The organism is Chitinophaga rhizosphaerae, assembly GCF_003958645.1.
In the GTDB taxonomy this organism is placed as follows: domain Bacteria; phylum Bacteroidota; class Bacteroidia; order Chitinophagales; family Chitinophagaceae; genus Chitinophaga; species Chitinophaga rhizosphaerae.
On the sequence record NZ_RXLO01000007.1, the window covers coordinates 247,302 to 267,524 of the forward strand.

Below are 20,223 nucleotides of genomic sequence, written 5' to 3' on the forward strand. Positions count from 1 at the left end.
TCACAAAAATAGACGGATTCAATAAAAACGGCGCCTTTTTTGTATAACTGGTCGAAAAAATAACGGATTAACACGGTTTAGGAAAAATTAATGTTTAATTTTAGCCCCCGATATTAATTCGACTTGAAAATTTAAACTAATATCAGCTAATGCAACCGACTTTATTGATCCTGGCAGCCGGAATGGCCAGCCGGTACGGAAGTTTGAAACAGATCCAGCAGTTTGGCCCCAGCGGTGAAACGATCATCGATTACTCCATCTACGACGCTATCCGCGCCGGGTTCGGGAAAATCGTGTTCATCATCCGCGAAAACTTTGCTGAAGAATTCAAGGAAATTTTCGAGCCGAAACTCAAGGGAAAAGTGGAAACGGCTTATGTATTTCAAGATATGAACGCATTCACGGACGGCTTCGAAGTACCGGCAGACCGCACCAAGCCCTGGGGCACCGCTCACGCCGTTCTTTGCGCCAAAGATGCCATCAACGAGCCTTTCGCCGTGATCAACGCCGATGATTTCTACGGCCGCGACGCATTCGAGAAAATGGCGGAATTCCTCCGCAACGAATGCAAATCCGACCGCTTCAGCGTAGTAGGCTACCAGCTGGGCAAAACCGTGAGCGATTACGGTTCCGTGTCCCGCGGGGTGTGCGAAGTGAATGCAGCAGGTAACCTGGCCGGCATCGTGGAGCGTACCAAGATAGAAGTGATAGACGGCAAGATCGTGTACGAAGACGGCGACAAAAAAGTGGAACTCGGCCCTCAAACGCCCGTATCCATGAACTTCTGGGGCTTCGCTCCTTCCGTGTTCGAAGTGAGCGAGAAACTCTTCAGCCAGTTCCTCGAACAGAACCTTTCCAACCCGAAATCCGAATTCTTCATCCCGATCGTGATTGATTCCTACATCGCATCCGGCACCGGTTCCGTGAAAGTGATCCCCACCAGCTCGCAATGGTTCGGCGTTACCTATAAAGAAGACGCTCCGGGCGTGCAGGCTTCCCTGTCCGCACTCGTGAACGGCGGAGAATATCCCGACAATCTCTGGAAATAAGCATAATGGTACATACCGACATTCTCAGCGCATTCGGGCTCCAGCCCGCCGACTACAGCATACAGAAATTCGGGAGCGGTCACATCAACAACACGTTTTTGCTGACAGGGCCCGAAGACAAGCGTTATATCCTCCAGCGGATCAATACCTATGTATTCCGCGAGCCTGATGTAATTGCCCGCAACCTCAAGCTGGCAGGCGATTATCTCGACAAGCACCACCCGGAATACCTCTTCATCAAGGCCATTCCCACCACGGCGGGCGCCGAGATGTACCAGCACGGGGACGAATTCTGGCGGATGATCCCCTTCATCCCCAATTCCACGTCGGTAGACCAGGCAGACAATACCCGGCAGGCTTTCGAAGCAGCGAAACAGTTCGGCCTCATGGCCCGGATGTTCCACGGCATCGACCTGCACGATTTCAGGGCGTCTATCCCCAACTTCCATAACCTGACCCTGCGCTATTCCGCCTTCCAGGACGCGATCCGCACGGCTAAGGAAGACCGGAAGCAGTTCGCCGACAGCCTGGTGGAGCAGTTCCTGCAATACAGCGACATCGCCGTAACGTTCGAATCGCTCAAGACCAACCCCGAGTTTACCGACCGCCTCATGCATCACGACACCAAGATCAACAACGTGCTGCTCCGCAAGGAAACTTTCGAAGGCATCTGCGTGTGCGACCTGGATACGCTCATGCCCGGCAAGGTGATCTCCGACCTGGGCGATATGGTCCGCACCTATGTGTGCCCCGTATCCGAAGAGGAGCGCGATTTCAGCCAGATCACGGTGCGGGATGAATATTATGAAGCCCTCATGAAAGGGTACCTCTCCGAAGTGGGCAGTACCCTCACCGATACGGAAAAGCAACACCTTTTCTACGCCGGCAAGTTCATGATCTACATGCAGGGCATCCGTTTCCTGACCGATTACCTCAACGGCGACGTTTACTACCCGATCAAGTACCCGGAGCACAACTACAACCGTGCGAAGAACCAGCTGACGCTGTTGCAGGCGCTCATCGCCAAGGAACCGCAGCTGCAGGAAATCATCGACAAATGCCTCGCGTCCTGACGGGAACGATAATATCTTGCGAAAAGCCTCCCTGACCGGGAGGCTTTTTCGTTTAGACAGTATGCTGGTATATAGCAGTATTTTTGAAATTCGTTTAAAAACACCGATAGTTTTTTCGATTTTGTTAAAAAATGGAACCGGGATTGATATTTCTCAAAATCTTGGTCACTGTGTTGTTTTTTATTATGATCACTTATACATTTGTGTTGATAATAAAAATCACAAGCACCTCCATGTGGGTAAACAAAGACAATAACGCAGTCAATCACATCGTAGCTCAGCTCAACTGGGCCATTACGCTCGTCGTGATCGTCGTTGTCATTATTACCCGCCAGCCAATTGGAGGATAGATAAGCGTGTATAATCATAACGAATAATAAAACGCCTTCCTCCACCAGGAAGGCTTTTTTTTTGGGTACGCAAATTCCAATATTATGTATAGCTATTACAACGAAAACACGATTCTTTATTACAACGGTGAGTTTCTGAAAGCCACCGAGGCCAAAATCGATCTGTACGGCCAGTCGCTGCACTATGGTTACGCAGTGTTCGAAGGCATCCGCGCTTATAAAACCGAAAGCGGGGAAGTGAAGATCTTTAAAGCGAAAGAGCACTTCGACCGTTTCAAGCGCTCCTGCGAACTGATCCACATGCCGTATGAATTCAATAACGAGGAACTGATCGCAGCATGCTACAAAGTATTGGAACTGAACAACATGACTGAAGCGTACATCCGCCCGCTGGCCATTTGTCCGCCCAACATGACGCTGAAAGCGGCGGAAGAGACCCACGTGCTGATCTGCGCATGGGAGTGGGGTGCGTACCTGGGCGAGAAGCTCCTCCGCGTGATGCTTTCTTCCTACCAGCGCCCGAACCCGAAAGCGTTCAAGATCGAGTCCAAATCCGCCGGTTTGTACGTGAACTCCATCCTGGCTTCCCAGGAAGCGAAATCGAAAGGGTTCGACGAAGCCTTGCTGCTGGACATCGAAGGTTTTGTGGCGGAAGGCCCCGGCGCCAACCTGTTCTATGAAAAAGACGGTACTATCTATACGCCCGCACCGGGCAACATCCTGCCGGGCATCACCCGTGCCACCGTGATCGAGATCTGCCATGAGCTGGGCATTCCCCTGGTGGAAAAACAGATCACCGTGGCCGAGCTGGAACAGGCAGACGCCGTGTTCTACTGCGGTACAGCCGCCGAAGTGGTGGGCTGGGACAGCTTCAACAACAAAGGATTCGCCAAACCCTGGGCCCAATCCCTCGGAAAAGTCATCCAGCAGGCCTACAAAGCCAAAGTGCTGGAGAAAGAATTCGACAGAGCGGCTATTCCCGCCTGATAATGAAGGAGATACCCCCTGCCTTCGGGGCCCCGAAGGCAGGGGGGACCTTCCCCCTCTTCAAAAAGCATATACGGCCGTTGAATGGCGTAAACGCTTTTTCCTCCAACCCTCACCCATAGCGGTTTTTGGCTCTCAGTGCCACCTTTTGAAGACCGGGAGCGGCCAAATTATAGGTTTGAATTTCACGCCCACCGGAAATAACTTGTACGATAATTCGATTTTAAGACAGCCGACAACGGTATTTAACCGATAATCTGATCATGGAGTTAAACAAATACAGCAAAACGATTACGCAAGACCCGACGCAGCCCGCCGCACAGGCAATGCTGTACGGGATCGGACTGACGGAAGGTGACCTGAAAAAGGCACAGGTGGGCATTGTGAGCATGGGATACGACGGCAATACCTGTAACATGCACCTGAACGACCTGGCCAAAAAAGTGAAAGAAGGCGTATGGGCCAACGATCTCGTAGGCCTGATGTTCCACACCATCGGCGTGAGCGACGGGATTAGCAACGGTACCGACGGTATGCGTTTCTCCCTCGTGAGCCGCGATGTGATTGCTGATTCCATTGAAACCGTTTGCGGCGCACAATATTACGACGGCCTCATCACCGTGCCCGGCTGCGATAAGAACATGCCCGGATCGCTGATGGCCATGGGGCGCCTCAACCGCCCGTCCATCATGGTATACGGCGGCTCCATCGCCCCCGGCAAATGGAGAGGGCAAGACCTCAACATCATTTCCGCCTTCGAAGCCCTCGGGCAGAAACTGGCGGGCAACCTCGAAGAAGACGATTTCAAGGAAATCATTCAACATAGCTGCCCCGGCGCCGGCGCCTGCGGCGGCATGTACACGGCCAATACCATGAGCTCCGCCATCGAAGCCATGGGTATGAGCCTTCCGTACAGCTCCTCCAACCCCGCCACCAGCAAGGAAAAACAGGAAGAATGCCTCGCCGCCGGCAAGGCCATCCGCCTGCTGCTGGAAAAAGACATCAAGCCTTCCGACATCATGACCTTCGAAGCGTTCCAGAACGCCATCGTAGTGATCATGGCGCTCGGCGGTTCCACCAACGCCGTGCTTCACCTCATCGCCATCGCCAGGTCGGTAGGCGTGGACCTCACGATGGACCACTTCCAGGAACTGAGCGACAGAACGCCGCTCATCGCTGACCTCAAGCCCAGCGGCCGTTACATGATGCAGGACCTGCACGAGATCGGCGGTGTTCCCCTGGTAATGAAGTATCTGTTGAAAAAAGGAATGCTCCACGGCAATTGCCTTACCGTAACCGGTAAGACCATCGCGGAGAACCTGGAATCGGTACCCGATATCGAATTCGGGCAGCAACCCATCATCGTTCCGCTCGAAAAACCCCTCAAGGCCAGTGGCCACATCCAGATCCTGTACGGCAACCTCGCCGAACTGGGCTCCGTGGCCAAGATCACCGGCAAGGAAGGGGAAGCCTTCACCGGGCCCGCCCGTGTATTCGACGGTGAATTCGAACTGATCGCAGGGATACAGAACGGTCGCGTGAAACCCGGCGACGTCGTCGTTATCCGCTACGTAGGCCCCAAAGGCGGACCCGGCATGCCGGAGATGCTCAAGCCTACCAGTGCGATCATGGGCGCTGGCCTGGGCAAGAGCGTTGCGCTCATTACCGACGGCCGTTTCTCCGGCGGTACCCACGGTTTCGTGGTTGGGCACATTTGTCCCGAAGCCTATGACGGCGGCACCATCGCGCTGGTGAACGACGATGACATCATCGAGATCGATGCGGTGAACAATGTGATTAAAGTGAACGTGTCGGACGAAGAGCTGGCAAAACGCAAGGCGGCCTGGAAACAACCGCCGCTCAAAGCAACGAAAGGAATCTTATTTAAATACGCTAAACAAGTTAAAAATGCAACAGAAGGATGTGTTACCGATGAAGCGTGAAGACGCTGACAATCGGGCCACTACGCCCCAGATCATCACTGGCGCGGAAGCCGTGATACGGTCGCTGATTGCCGAAGGCGTGGACACCATTTTCGGTTACCCCGGGGGCGCTATCATGCCCATCTATGACGCCCTGTATGATTTCCAGGATAAAGTGCACCACATACTCGTCCGCCACGAACAGGGCGCCACGCATGCCGCACAGGGGTATACCCGCGCCGGCGGCAAAACAGGCGTAGTGTTCGCCACTTCCGGCCCCGGCGCCACCAACCTGGTGACCGGCCTGGCAGACGCTTACATGGACTCCACCCCCATGGTCTGCATCACCGGCCAGGTAGCCGCCGTGCTCCTCGGCACCGACGCTTTCCAGGAAACCGACGTGATCGGCATCACCACGCCCATCACCAAATGGAATATCCAGGTGACCCGTCCGGAAGACATTCCGGGCGCCATCGCCAAAGCTTTTTATGTGGCGAAGAGCGGCCGCCCCGGCCCGGTACTGGTAGACATTACCAAGAACGCACAGGTGAGCAAGCTCGACTTCCAATACAAAGCCTGCGATTACATCCGCAGCTATAAACCCGTTCCCACGCTCGATATCGAGGCCGTTCAAAAGGCCGCAGAGCTGATCAACGGGGCGAAGAAGCCTTACATCCTGGCAGGCCATGGCATCCTGATCTCCGGTGCGGAGCAGGAGCTGGTACAATTGTCGGAAAAGGCGCAGATCCCCGTGGGATCTACGCTGCTGGGGCTGTCTGCCATGTCTACCGCTCACCCCAATTATGTGGGGATGCTGGGCATGCACGGCAACTACGGGCCGAACATCAACACCAACGAAGCCGACGTGATCATCGCGATCGGTATGCGGTTCGACGACCGCGTGACCGGCGAGGTGGCGAGCTATGCGCGCCAGGCGAAGATCATCCACATCGAAATCGATAAAGCGGAGATCAACAAGATCGTAAACGCCGACGTGGCGGTGCATGCAGACGCGAAGGAAGCCCTCACCGCCCTGCTTCCCCTCATCAACAAGGCCGAACATGCAGCATGGCTGGAAACCTTCCGCGCGGCAGACCGTACCGAAGAGGAGAAAGTAACGCGCGCCGAGCTGTACCCCACCGAAGGCCAGCTGAAAATGGCCGAAGTGGTACGCCTCATCTCCGAACAGACCGAAGGGAAGGCCATCCTCGTTACCGACGTAGGCCAGCACCAGATGATCGCCAGCAGGTATTACCGTTTCAAGGACCCGAACACCAACATCACCAGCGGCGGTATGGGCACGATGGGCTTTTCGCTGCCCGCGGCCATGGGTGCCAAAGTCGGCGCTCCCGATAAAACGGTAGTGGCGGTGATCGGCGACGGCTGCTTCCAGATGACGCTCCAGGAGCTGGGGACCATCTACCAGACGCAGATCGGCGTGAAGATCGTCATCCTCAACAACAACTTCCTCGGCATGGTACGGCAATGGCAACAGCTGTTCTTCGACAAGCGTTACTCATCCACCGAAATGATCAACCCCGACTTCGTACAAATCGCGAAAGGGTTCTACGTTCCCGGCAGGAAAGTGACCGAGCGCAGCGAGATCGCCGGCGCCGTAAAGGAAATGCTCGACACACCCGGCGCCTATCTGCTGGAAGTGGTGGTGGAGCAGGAAGATAACGTATTCCCGATGGTGCCCGCAGGCGCACCGATCTCCAACATCCGCCTCGAGTAGTTCATAACCATTAACAGGACCAACAATGCATAAAGAATATACCGTTACGGTGTATACGGAAGACCGGATCGGGATCACCAACCGCATCACCGTGATCTTCACCCGCCGTGGCATCAACATCACCAGCCTTACCACCGCCGAAACGGAGGTGCCGGGCGTATATAAATTCGTGATCACCGTACTCAGCAACCGCGAGCTGCTGGAGAAAGTGGTAGGCCAGATCGAGCGGCTGATCGAAATCCACCGCGCGTTCGTACATGAAGAAGACGAAGTGGTATACCAGGAACTGGCGCTCTACAAAATCTCCACCAAGGCGCTCCACAACGGCGACATCGAAAAGATCATCCGCGACAACAACGCCCGCATCCTCACCATCACGCCCGATTATTTCGTGCTGGAGAAAACGGGACATGCGCAGGAACTGATCGGCATGCTGCAAAAGCTGGAGCCATACGGCCTCATCGAGTATACAAAAAGCGGAAGGGTGGCCATCGTGAAATGGAGCCGCCGATTCCACGAACACCTGAAGGACCTCAGCCTGCAAGAGGCAGACAACCTGAAGGACTAACTTATCAGTAACAAAAACACAAAAACTTTTAAACAACACTATCACAACATGGCAACCATCAATTTTGGCGGGGTTCTGGAAGACGTAGTAACCAGAGAAGAATTCCCCATGGAAAAGGCAAGAGAAGTGCTGAAGAACGAAACGATCGCGATCATCGGTTACGGCGTACAGGGCCCCGGCCAGGCGCTCAACCTGAAAGACAATGGTTTTAACGTGATCATCGGTCAGCGCAAGAATTCCAAAACCTGGGACAAAGCCGTTGCTGACGGATGGGTACCCGGCGAGACCCTCTTCGAAATCGAAGAAGCCGCCCAGAAAGGCACCATCATCCAATACCTGCTCAGCGACGCCGGCCAGATCACACTGTGGCCGACCCTGAAGCCGTTCCTCACCAAAGGCAAAGCCCTGTATTTCAGCCATGGCTTCGGCATCACCTATAAAGAGCAAACCAACATCATTCCCCCGGCAGATGTAGACGTGATCCTGGTAGCCCCCAAAGGCTCCGGCACTTCCCTCCGCCGCCTGTTCCTCGCAGGCCAGGGCCTGAACTCTTCCTTCGCCATCTTCCAGGATGCCACCGGCAAAGCCCGCGATCGCGTAATTGCCCTCGGTATCGGCGTTGGTTCCGGCTACCTCTTCGAAACCGACTTCAAAAAAGAAGTGTTCTCCGACCTCACCGGTGAGCGTGGTACCCTCATGGGTTGCATCCAGGGTATCTTTGCTGCGCAGTACCAAACCCTCCGCAACAACGGCCACTCTCCCTCCGAAGCGTTCAACGAAACCGTAGAAGAGCTCACCCAATCCCTCATGCCCCTCGTAGCCGAGAACGGTATGGACTGGATGTACGCCAACTGCTCCACCACCGCACAGCGCGGCGCGCTCGACTGGTGGAAGAAATTCCGCGACGCTACCCAACCCGTGTTCGACGAGCTGTACGCTTCCGTTGCCACCGGTAAAGAAGCGCAGCGCTCCATCGACCTTAACAGCCAGGCGGATTACCGCGAGAAGCTGAACAAGGAGCTCGAAGAGCTGCGCAACAGCGAAATGTGGCAGGCAGGCGCTGCAGTGCGTCAGCTCCGCCCCGGCAAATAATAAAGCCACAAAAAAATAGAATATGAAAAGTACCAGGATATCGAAAGGAGCCGGCTGCGGCGGCGTATGCTTGATTTGAAGCAGGCCCCTTTTCTTCCCGGTACTTTTCTTTTTTATTTTTTAACCAATCATTACAATGTCTCAAACGCTCCATACGATCGATACACAGCAAGTTTTAGCAGCAGCAGCCCGCCTCAGGGGCGTGGTAACCCGCACACCCCTCACGTACAACACCAACCTTAGCAGAAGATACCAGGCCAACGTCTACCTCAAACGCGAAGACATGCAGGTAGTACGTTCCTACAAGCTCCGCGGAGCCTACAACATGATGAGCACCCTCGACCCCGCCACCCTCGCCAACGGCGTTACCTGCGCCAGCGCGGGCAACCATGCGCAGGGCTTCGCCTGGTCGTGCCGCCGCCTCAACGTGAAAGGCGTCGTGTTCATGCCCATCATCACTCCCAAACAGAAAGTGAACCAGGTGAAAATGCACGGCGGAGAAAACATCGAAATACGCCTCGTGGGCGATACGTTCGACGATTGCTCCGCCGAAGCGCAAGCCTTCACCCGCGAACATAAAATGACCTTCATCCCGCCGTTCGACGATCCCCGCATCGTTGCCGGACAGGGGACCGTGGGCCTCGAAATCCTTGAAGACCTGCCGAAAGTCGATTACATCTTCATGCCCATCGGCGGCGGCGGCCTCGCTTCCGGCGTGGGCGGGTATTTCAGGACGTTCAGTCCAACCACGAAAATCATCGGCGTAGAGCCGGAAGGCGCGCCCTCCATGCTCCGCGCCCTCGAAAACGGAGCGCCCGTCACCCTCCCGGACATCGACCGGTTCGTAGACGGCGCCGCCGTAAAAAGAGTTGGCGATCTCACCTTCCGCATCTGCCAGGACGTGCTCGACAAAATGAGCCTCGTGCCCGAAGGGCGTATCTGCTCCACCATCCTCCGCCTGTACAACGAAGACGCCATCGTGGTAGAGCCCGCCGGCGCGTTGTCCATGGCCGCGCTCGACGACTACGCCGAAGATATCAAAGGAAAGACGGTCGTGTGCGTGGTCAGCGGTTCCAACAACGACATCGACCGCATGCAGGAGATCAAGGAACGGTCGTTGCTGTACGAAGGACTGAAGCATTACTTCATCGTCCGCTTCGCGCAGCGGCCCGGCGCGCTGAAGGAATTCGTGAACCATGTGCTCGGCCCGGACGACGATATCACCCGGTTCGAGTTCATCCAGAAGCACAACAAGGAGACCGGTCCGGCGCTCGTTGGCGTGGAGTTGAAGTACAGGGAGGATTACGATAAACTGCTGGCCAACCTGACCAGATACAATATTCATTATACCGAACTGAATAAAGACGACAACCTGTTCGGCTACCTCGTTTAGTATTGGTTCAACCTATAGTAGTGTAGCGCCCTGGTCTGAGAGGACCGGGGCTTTTTTTTTACTACATTCGCCATATGCTCAGTTACTGGGAAAAGCAAAGCTTGTTGTCGTACGACTGCATCGTGATCGGCAGCGGGATCGTGGGGCTTTCGGCAGCGATCAGCCTGAAGGAAAAATCCCCCCGCCGGCGGATCGCCGTGTTGGAACGGGGGCTTTTGCCCGTGGGGGCCAGTACCCGTAACGCCGGGTTTGCCTGCATCGGCAGCCTCACTGAAATCCTCGACGACCTGGAACACATGCCCGCCGAAGCGGTGGTGCAGCTCGTGAACCTGCGCCGCAAGGGCCTCCAGCTGCTGCGTTCCCGTATTGGCGACGACCGGATGGACTACCGGGAGAACGGCAGTTACGAACTGATCTCGGACGCCGAGGCGCCTGCGCTTGCACGGCTCGATGAAGTGAACGAAATACTGGGAGGCATTTTGCCCGGGCCGGCGTTTTCCATCGCCGACGGACAGCTTCCCGGCATGGGGATCGTCGCCAAACACCTGGTACAGAACAATTTCGAGGGAGAACTGGACACCGGCAAAATGATGCGGACCCTTATCGATCTCGCTATCGAACGGGGGATAGAAATAAAAACGGGATGCGAGGTGAAGGGGATCGATGAAGCTCCCGGTACCGTAACCGTTCACCTGCAGGGCGGCCTTTCCCTGACCGCGAACTACGTGGCCGTTTGCACGAACGCTTTTACGACCGCATTGATCCCCGGGCTGGACATTTCCCCCGGCCGCGGGCAGGTGCTGGTGACGGAGCCCGTGAAGGGATTGCCTTTCAAGGGAATATATCATTTCGACAAAGGATATTACTATTTCAGGGAATTGCAGGGCCGGGTGCTGTTCGGCGGCGGCCGCAATCTCGACTTCGAAGGAGAAACTACTACCGAACTGGAACTGAACGCGCGCATCCAGGCAGACCTGGAGGAGAAACTGCGGACCATCATCCTTCCGGGCCGCGATGTAACTGTAGCGCACCGCTGGTCGGGCATTATGGCTTTCGGTGGAACGAAACAGCCCGTCATCAGGGCACATTCTGATCGTATATTCCTTGCCGTGAGAATGGGAGGGATGGGCATCGCCATCGGTTCCGAAGCGGGCCGCATGCTGGCGGGGCTCGTTCCGGCATGACAGATTATATCCATTATTGATGTTTAATTCACCGTGGCTTGTAATCGCCGCGGTGGCGCAGTATATTGTTCAAGCAACGTTTACGGTTATGAAAAAGATCCTTGTACTCATGATGGTGCTGGGGAATTCGGCCCTGGCGCAACAGTCTCCCCAAACACTCTGGTACGCCAGGCCCGCCGCCCGGTGGGAAGAAGCCTTGCCCGTAGGGAACGGCCGGCTCGGCGCCATGGTGTACGGCCGCACCGGCAAAGAAATTCTCCAGGTCAACGAAGAAAGCGTATGGGCCGGCGTCAAATTCAACGACGGAAACGCCAATGCCGGCAAGTACCTCGACACCATCCGCAAACTCATTTTCGAAGACAAAAACGCCGAGGCGTTTGCCCTGGCAGACAAGTTTTTCCTCGCCACAGACGGCGGCAATCCGCCACGCCCTGCCCGCAGCTTCCGTTCCAACCAGACGCTCATGAACGTCAACATCGATTATGGTTTCGATGGAACGGAAGGGTACCGCCGCAGCCTCGATCTGCAAACCGGCGTGGCGCTCACCACTTTTTCCGTGAACGGCGTGGAATACCGGCAGGAAGTGATCGCGTCCAACCCCGACAATATCATCGCCGTTCATATTTCCGCCTCCAAACCGGGCGCACTCAACGCCGTTATTTCCATCACCCGCCCCGATCCGCGCGATACGGCGCAAAAGCTGAAAGACGCGAAGGTAACGGCCATCGGCCGGCAACTGTTGATGGACGGGCAGATCATCGATAAGAACGGAAGGGAGAATAAAGGTCCGGAAGGCGCGCACATGCGCTTTGCGGGCATCGTGCAGGTGACGCCTTCCGGCGGAACGGCCGTAGCGAAAAACGGGACGATTCAGGTGAAGGGCGCCGGCGCCGTTACGCTCTACATCCAGGGCGCAACGAGCTACAACGCCGCAAAAATGGACCTGGATCCCGGCGCAGCCGTAGCCGTGGCCAAATGCCGCCGGTTGTTGACCGCCGCTTCGGCGAAGCCGTATGCCGCCATCAAATCGAAACATATCGCGGATTTTAGTCCTGTCATGCAGCGGGTGAGCCTGGACCTGGGCACCTCCGTCAACGCGAACCTCGCTACAGACGAGCGCCTTGCCCTGGTGCGGAAAGGCGGGGAAGACGTAGACCTTACCGAATTGTATTTCCAGTACGGCCGTTACCTGCTGCTCAGCAGCTCGCGCGGGCCGGGTGTGTTGCCAGCCAACCTGCAGGGCATCTGGAACCAGCATTTGGACGCACCCTGGAACGCGGATTTCCATACCAACATCAACCTCCAAATGAACTACTGGCCTGCGGAAGTCACCAACCTTTCCCTGACCACCGCGCCCCTGTTCGATTTCATGGACCGCATCCGTCCGGAAGGCCGCATCACCGCCAAGAAAATGTACAACGCCCGCGGATGGGTGTTGCATCACTGTACGGACGCGTTCGGCAAAACCGGCGTCCAGAACGGCGTAGGGTGGGGCACTTTCCCCATGGGCGCCAGCTGGATGTGCCTTCACTTCTGGGAACATTTCGCCTTCACGCTCGATTATAAATTCCTCCGCGAAAAAGCATATCCCATCATGAAGGAACATGCCGAATTCGTGGAAGATTATCTCGTGAAAAGCCCGGAAGGATACCTCGTGACTTCACCCGCCAGTTCCCCCGAAAACCAGTTCGTACACCCCGTTACCGGCAAGCCGACGGGGCTGACGTACGGGCCGACGATGGACAACCAGATCCTCCGCGAATTCCTTTCCAAATGCGTTGCCGCCGCACATGCGCTCCGCATCGATTCCGCCGACGCCGTACGTTGGGAAAGCATCATCGCCCAATTACCGCCTACCCGCACCGGTAAAGACGGCCGCATCCTCGAATGGATCAACGAATATGAAGAAGTAGAACCCGGTCACCGGCATATCTCGCACCTGTTCGGCCTGTACCCCGGCAGCGAGATCACCGAACAAACACCGTCGCTCTTCGAAGGCGCTATGCGCACCCTTACCGGCAGGCTCGGCAAAGGCGGCGGGCATACCGGCTGGAGCCGCGCGTGGATCATCAATTTCTACGCACGCCTCAAACAGGCAGACAGTGTTTACAACCACATGCAGGCCCTGCTGTCGAAAAGCACCTTGCCCAATTTATTCGATACCCATCCGCCGTTCCAGATAGACGGGAATTTCGGAGGCACGGCGGGCATCGCGGAAGCACTCGTGCAGAGCCACGGTTCCTACGTGGAACTGCTGCCAGCATTGCCCGGGCAATGGAAAACGGGGAAAGTGACAGGGCTTTGCTTGCGGGGAGGGTTTGAAGTGGACCTGGCCTGGGCAGACGGACGGCTGACCGCCATCACGCTGCGGTCTACCACCGGCCGCAACCTGGTATTGAAATACGGGCAACACCTGCTGCCGCTGTCGATGGAAAGGGGCAAGTCGATGAACGTGCCGGTAGAACAGTTACTCTAGCAAAAAATAAAACCACATATGATGAGAAAATGGCTGAAGCTCCTGGTATGGGCGCTGCTCCCGGCAACCGCCATGGCGCAGTACAAGCCCACCTGGGAATCTTTGGATAGCAGGCCCGTTCCCGCCTGGTTCGAGAACGCGAAATTCGGGATATTCATTCACTGGGGCGTGTATTCCGTTCCGGCATGGGCGCCCAAAGGCGTGTATTCCGAATGGTACCAGCACTGGCTGCAATCGGGCAAGACATACGGTAACGGGCAAAACGGCACCACCGCAGTGCTCGATCATCACAACAAGGTGTACGGAAAGGATTTTTCGTATTACCAGTTCGCCGATCTTTTCAAAGCGGAAGACTTCGACCCGGACGCCTGGGCGAAGCTCTTCGAAAAATCGGGCGCCAAATACGTAGTGCTCACGTCCAAACACCACGATGGTTTTGCGCTGTGGCCCAGCAAGGAAGCGACGAAAGCTTTCGGTCGCCCGTGGAACGCCATGGACGCGGCTTCCAGGCGCGATGTGCTTGGCGATCTGACTGCTGCGGTGAAGAAGACCCCCGTGAAAATGGGCTTCTATTATTCGCTGTACGAATGGTATAACCCGCTGTACGCGAACAAAAAATACGACGAATACGTCAGCACACACATGATCCCCCAGCTGAAAGACCTCGTGAACCGGTACCAGCCGGATATCGTGTGGCCCGACGGCGAATGGGACCAGACCGATACGCTCTGGAAATCGCGCGAGTTCCTCACCTGGCTGTACAACGAATCGCCCGTGAAAAGCAGTGTAGTGGTGAACGACCGCTGGGGCAAAGGCATCCGGCAGCATCACGGCGGATATTTTACGACGGAATACGAAGTGGGGAAAACGTTCAGCAAGCCCTGGGAAGAGTGCCGCGGCATGGGGTACTCTTTCGGATATAACCGTAACGAAGATATCGAAGATTACAACAGCGCGCAGTCGCTCATTTACCTGCTGCTCGACATCGTGAGCAGCGGCGGCAACCTGTTGCTCGACATCGGGCCCGACGGGCACGGCAAAATCCCGCCCATCATGCAGGAAAGATTGCTGCAGATCGGGAAGTGGCTGGATGTGAACGGCGAAGCGATCTATGATACCCGCGCCTGGAAAACCCCGGTGCAGTGGACCGCCGGCAGCCGCGAGCAGCCCAAGCACCAGGGATACGTGAGCGCGGAAGTGCTCCTGAAGCAAACAGTTGACCCCGCACCGGGATACGCCCGCAAAGAACTGTTCTTCACCCGTAAGGGAGACGTGGTATACGCCATCGCACCGGTAATGCCCGAAGGGCAACTGGAGATCAACGGCGTAACGCCCGCCAGCGGCACCACCGTGCAGATGCTCGGCCGGCCCGGTAACCTGAAATGGGCGAAAACCGCAAAAGGCATCTCCGTAACCGTCCCGAAGCTCACTGCGAAAGAAACGCCCTGCGAACACGCCTGGACGTTCAAGATCACGAAAGCCAGTTAGGCGATACACAGTTTACTTCATAAAAAGCCAGCGCCCGCTGGCTTTTTTTATCTAATGGCGCGGAATTTTTTTCTTGTGAACAAACATTCATTACATTTGTATCAAATCTAAATCGAGTAACAGGAGGGAGACCATACCCTAACGACTAATAGTAGCACAGCATTGTGATTAACCAAATGTGGTCTCCTGTGAGAAAAGCCCTGATTTCATCCAATTTTAAACTTTTACCAATCTTTTAATTTTCAGCGCATGTAGGAATTGTGTGCACTTTTCATCCGTGGCAGTATTTTACCTTTCTTCCCTCAGCTTCAGGAAAGGTCAGTAACCCGTATGTCCCGTACACCCTGCATGGAGCCCATGTACTAACAAAATCAAAATCTAAATGCGAATGATTATGAAGCAAGTCCTTGCCCTATGGCTTGCGATGATGGCATGTATTCCGGCCATCGCGCAAGACCGTTCCATTTCCGGAAGAGTCACCGATGTGCTTGGTGGATCTCCTCTTCCCGGAGTTACCATAACGATTAAAGGTACATCGCGGGGTACCGTCACGAATTCCAGCGGCGAATACCAGTTGAAAGCGCCGGCTAATGGCACGCTGGTGTTTTCGTTCGTGGGATATTCCACCCGTGAAGTTGCTATCGGCAACCAATCCACGATCAATATCTCGCTAGGCACGGATGAAAAACAGCTGGGCGAGTATGTGGTGAGCGGATACGGCACCACGCAGCGCAGTAAGTACACTGGTTCCGTCGCCTCCGTTTCCGGTGAAAAGCTCAAGGATGTTCCGGCGGCCACGTTCGATCAGATGCTGCAGGGCCGGGTTGCGGGGCTGTACAGTACTTCGGGCAGCGGCCAGCCGGGCACGGCGAACCGCGTAGTGATCCGCGGTCCGGGCTCCATCAGCGGCACAACCGCGCCATTGTACATTATTGACGGTATTGCCCTGGAAGGCGGAGAGTTCGCGACACTGAACGCGGCCGACTTCGAAACGGTGAACGTTTACAAAGATGCAACGGCTACGGCGCTCTATGGTTCCCGCGGGGCAAACGGCGTAATCGTTATCACCACCCGCCGCGGCAAAGCCGGCAAACTCCGCCTCGGCGCCAAAACGCAGTACGGATGGTCGCAGCGCACCCGCCCGAAATTCGATATCATGAATATCGACCAGCGCCTCCAATTCGAAGAGGAAGAAGAATTCGGGGTGGGATGGGAATTCTCTCCGAAAAACGACGCTTCGTCCGAACCCGACAAAACTAAGCGGGCGCAAATCCTGGACAGCCTCCGGAATATCAATACCGATTGGTCCAGGATCTTCCTGCGCGACCATGCGAAATTCCAGGAACACGAAGTAAACCTTTCCGGGGGGAACGAAAACATCCGGTTCTATACATCCCTCAACTACTTCAACCAGGAAGGTATCGCCCTCCGTTCCGGACTGACGCGCTACAGCTTCCGTTCCAACGTCGACTTCAAGGGCGACCGATTCTCCGGCGCCGTAAACGCGGCGGTCGGCTATTCCGAAATCAGCGGCATCGAAAATGAAAACTCCTCGTCGGTCGTAAATACATTCGCAGCGGCATATTATGGCCTGCCGTACGAAGCGCCCTATATCAACGGCGTGCTGGTACATTCCGGGAATGCGTCCCAGTTTGGCGGCGTATACGATTTACGGGAAGGGTCAGACGCCCTGGAGCGTACCCTCAATACCACGAACCAGACCAACAAGCTCAAGGGAACGCTGAACATGAACCTGCGGTACGACCTGCTGAAGAATCTGTATGCCCGTACCACCATGGGGGTGGATTACCGCCAGCACGACCTGTCTCGCTACATCAACCCCAATTCCTACACCGGTAGCCAGGCAACCGGCCGCCAGGGCTCCTATCAACAGGGCTTCGATAAATACTGGCAGTTCACCGGCAACTACGGGCTGACCTTCCACGAAAACAAAGACAAGCACGACTATGAAGCGTCGCTGATCTATGAGTTCATCCGTACCAAATCTTCCAACTCCACCATGACCGGCTACGGCATTAACGGCCTCTTCCCCGAAACGCCCGCCGGTATCACGCCTGGTAACACGACCAACGGTTTCATTCCGGTGCTGGGCGGCGGCAAGTTCGGAACGGCCCTCGCATCTTTCATCTTCATGGGGCGTTACAGTTATGATGACAGGTATACGCTGAACCTGGCCTTCCGCCGCGACGGTTCTTCCACCGTTCCGGAAAAGAACCGCTGGCATAATTTCTGGTCGGTAGGTGGCGGCTGGAACGTGCTGAAAGAAGACTTCATGTTCGACGCAACCGAAAAACTGGATGTGCTCCGCCTGCGCGCCAGCTACGGCGTTTCCGCGACGCCGTTCGCATTCAACAGTACCGGCGCTTTCGGCTATATGGCCACCTATTCGCCCACCCGCTATGCAGGCGCCGCCGGCGTAGTGCCCGCTACCATCGGCAACCCGGAATACGACTGGGAATATTCCAAACAGCTCAACATCGGCTTTGATGTAAGCGCGTTCAGAAAACGGGTCAACCTCTCGTTCGACTGGTACAACAGGGTAACCGACAACCTGTTCGTGGACGAACAGCTTTCGCGTACCACCGGTTTTACCGTTCGCCGCATCAACGCCGGCAGCGTACGCAACCGCGGTATCGATGTAGACCTGAGCGGCGATATCCTGCGCACACGCAACTTCACGCTGTATGCAGGCGCCAACTTCAACTACAACAAGAATGAAGTGACCAACCTGGGTGCGGTGAATGAATTTGAGCAGGGTACTTCCATCATCCGTGTTGGCCTGCCGCTGGGCTCGCACTACATCGTAAAATGGGCTGGTGTGGATCCGGAGACCGGCCGCAGCCAGTATTACGACCGAGAAGGCAAGATCGTGCCGAACGCCCAGTACAATTCTTCCACGATGAGCGTGGCCGAGTTCGGCACCTTCAACCCGCCGTTCACCGGAGGCTTCCACCTGGGTGCCCGTTGGAAAGGGCTCACCGTGGAAGCACTGTTCTCCTTCGCGCAAGGCTTCAAACGCTTCAACAACGAAGACTTCTTCAACGTCAATCCCTCGTTCGCTACTTCCAACCAGGGAACGGACTGGCTGCGCCGCTGGCGGAAGCCGGGCGATATCACGGATATTCCCTCCACGTCCGATCCGCGCCGCTTCAACTCCAAAGATATCCAGGACGCCTCCTACCTGCGATTCCGTAACCTGAACATGTCTTACGATCTGCCCGCCAGCCTGCTGGAGCGCACCAGGGTGTTCAGCAAGGTACAGGTGTACGTTCAGGCACAGAATATCCTGACCATCACCAGCTGGAAAGGCTTCGACCCGGAAGACAATAACAACATCAGCCTGTTTGAATATCCGGCCGCACGTACGTTCACAGCCGGTCTCCGACTGAATTTCTGATCTCAAGCACATACATCATGAAAAGAACATTTCAACTCGTATATATTTTGCTCGCTGCCGCCATACTGGGCACGGGCTGCCTGGGAGATCTCGGGATCAAACCCCAGGACCGCATTTCGCAGCAAGGCGCGTTCAACAATGTAACGGCCCTGAACATCGGCGTATTGGGCGTTTATGCCGGCATTAACTACGGCGCCACGCAATACATCACCACATTGCTCACAGATGAGGCTACCATGCCGCGTGAGAACAATACCGGCCGCGGCGTGATCCCCTGGCGCTGGCAGTATGACCCGGGCACTTCTGCCGAGCCCGCCGCAGCATGGGGCGCATATTACGATGTGATCGACCGCGCCAACCGCGTGCTCGCCGTCATCGATCAGGTGCCCGCCACAGGCGAAGACCTGATCACCCGCAACCGGCTGAAGGCCGAGCTGCTCGCCATCCGTGCCTTCAGCCACCTGGAATTGCTGAGCTATTATAGCGTGGATTATGAACCGGCTTCGCCCGGCGTACCGGTCATGACCGAGTCCAAACTGAGCAAACCTCCCCGCGACGTGGTATCAAAAGTCTACCAACAGATCAACGCAGACCTGGTTGCCGCAAAAGGCCTTTTCCCGGCCAACTACACCGTAACCAACCGCCAACGCATCGATCCGCTGGTAGTAACGGCTATCCAGGCCCGCGCTTCCCTGCTGCAAAAGAATTTCGATGCGGCCATCACCTTCGCCACCGAAGTGATCACAGCCCGACCCCTGGCTTCCGCAGCTGCGTTCCCCAATATCTGGACAGACCTTTCCACCGCCGAAGTGATCTGGAAACTGAAACGTGATAACGGCGAAGAACGCCTCGGCGTCAACTACCGCGACAATACCGGCCGCATCATCTGGGCGCCTTCATTTAAATTGATGGAGTCGTTCGATCCGGTAAACGATATCCGCTTCGCGAACTATTTCAAAAACCTGGGAACAACAGACGTTCCCCGCTGGACGGCCATAAAATTCGTGGGCGGGCAAGCGGCCCTGGTAAACCTGGCAGACGCCAAGTTGTTCCGTACCGCTGAAATGTACCTGATCCGCGCAGAAGCGAACGCGCGCAAAGCTACCCCCGACGTTGCGGCCGGGGCGGCAGATCTCAATGCGCTGCGCGCGGCGCGCATCACCGGTTATACGAACGAAACTTTCCCCACCGCGGCCGCACTGCTCGACGCCGTGCTCCTGGAGCGTTTCAAGGAGCTCGCATTTGAATCGGCCCGTTATGTGGACGCGCGGAGAAATAACCGCCAGATCAACCGCGGGCCGAAAGATGTTGCCCTGGCACAGGGAGCCGTAGACCTGACGCAAGACGACCGGGAATATTGGCTGCCCATTCCGCAAGCGGAAGTTTTCGCCAATGAGCATATCGCGCAACATCCCAAGTGGCTGCAATAAGGAAGTAATCTTCTGATAATGAACTGTTTAAGCCGGGCGCAATTACGCCCGGCTTTTT

At 55.9% G+C, this 20,223-nt stretch carries 13 protein-coding genes; all 13 read left to right on the forward strand.

Annotated elements, in window-relative coordinates; translation table 11 throughout:
- The first annotated feature begins 149 nt into the window (after window positions 1-149).
- On the forward strand, window positions 150-1,049 hold the full coding sequence (locus EJ361_RS17730; RefSeq protein ID WP_126246975.1) for a sugar phosphate nucleotidyltransferase: 900 nt from the start codon (window positions 150-152) through the stop codon (window positions 1,047-1,049).
- 5 nt (window positions 1,050-1,054) lie between these two features.
- Entirely contained in the window at window positions 1,055-2,122 is a 1,068-nt protein-coding gene (locus EJ361_RS17735) for a phosphotransferase enzyme family protein (RefSeq protein ID WP_126246976.1), read from the forward strand.
- A 434-nt stretch (window positions 2,123-2,556) separates the two neighbouring features.
- Window positions 2,557-3,459, forward strand: a complete 903-nt coding sequence (locus EJ361_RS17740; protein WP_126246977.1) for a branched-chain amino acid transaminase — start codon at window positions 2,557-2,559, stop codon at window positions 3,457-3,459.
- Window positions 3,460-3,722: 263 nt separating this feature from the next.
- On the forward strand, window positions 3,723-5,402 hold the full coding sequence (gene ilvD, locus EJ361_RS17745) for a dihydroxy-acid dehydratase (RefSeq protein WP_126246978.1): 1,680 nt from the start codon (window positions 3,723-3,725) through the stop codon (window positions 5,400-5,402).
- Window positions 5,368-7,116 (forward strand): biosynthetic-type acetolactate synthase large subunit, encoded by a 1,749-nt coding sequence (ilvB, locus tag EJ361_RS17750; protein ID WP_317126940.1) that lies wholly within the window; start codon window positions 5,368-5,370, stop codon window positions 7,114-7,116. The genes ilvD and ilvB overlap by 35 nt, the downstream gene beginning before the upstream one ends.
- Before the next feature lie 25 nt (window positions 7,117-7,141).
- Window positions 7,142-7,684 (forward strand): acetolactate synthase small subunit, encoded by a 543-nt coding sequence (gene ilvN, locus EJ361_RS17755; RefSeq protein WP_126246979.1) that lies wholly within the window; start codon window positions 7,142-7,144, stop codon window positions 7,682-7,684.
- A 48-nt stretch (window positions 7,685-7,732) separates the two neighbouring features.
- The gene (gene ilvC / locus EJ361_RS17760; protein ID WP_126246980.1) at window positions 7,733-8,776 is read left to right on the forward strand and encodes a ketol-acid reductoisomerase; all 1,044 of its coding nucleotides are present in this window, start codon (window positions 7,733-7,735) and stop codon (window positions 8,774-8,776) included.
- Window positions 8,777-8,912: 136 nt separating this feature from the next.
- On the forward strand, window positions 8,913-10,169 hold the full coding sequence (gene ilvA, locus EJ361_RS17765; RefSeq protein ID WP_126246981.1) for a threonine ammonia-lyase: 1,257 nt from the start codon (window positions 8,913-8,915) through the stop codon (window positions 10,167-10,169).
- Window positions 10,170-10,243: 74 nt separating this feature from the next.
- Entirely contained in the window at window positions 10,244-11,353 is a 1,110-nt protein-coding gene (locus EJ361_RS17770; RefSeq protein ID WP_126246982.1) for an NAD(P)/FAD-dependent oxidoreductase, read from the forward strand.
- Window positions 11,354-11,441: 88 nt separating this feature from the next.
- A complete protein-coding gene (locus tag EJ361_RS17775) occupies window positions 11,442-13,829 on the forward strand; it encodes a glycoside hydrolase family 95 protein (RefSeq protein WP_164714306.1) in 2,388 nt (795 codons plus the stop codon).
- An 18-nt stretch (window positions 13,830-13,847) separates the two neighbouring features.
- Window positions 13,848-15,317 carry an alpha-L-fucosidase gene (locus tag EJ361_RS17780; RefSeq protein ID WP_126246984.1) on the forward strand — a complete coding sequence of 490 codons (1,470 nt, stop codon included), beginning with the start codon at window positions 13,848-13,850 and terminating at the stop codon, window positions 15,315-15,317.
- Between the two features lie 394 nt (window positions 15,318-15,711).
- Complete coding sequence (locus tag EJ361_RS17785) at window positions 15,712-18,735, forward strand: SusC/RagA family TonB-linked outer membrane protein (protein ID WP_164714307.1); 3,024 nt, start codon at window positions 15,712-15,714, stop codon at window positions 18,733-18,735.
- Between the two features lie 17 nt (window positions 18,736-18,752).
- Window positions 18,753-20,165 carry a RagB/SusD family nutrient uptake outer membrane protein gene (locus tag EJ361_RS17790; RefSeq protein ID WP_126246986.1) on the forward strand — a complete coding sequence of 471 codons (1,413 nt, stop codon included), beginning with the start codon at window positions 18,753-18,755 and terminating at the stop codon, window positions 20,163-20,165.
- Window positions 20,166-20,223: the final 58 nt, after the last annotated feature.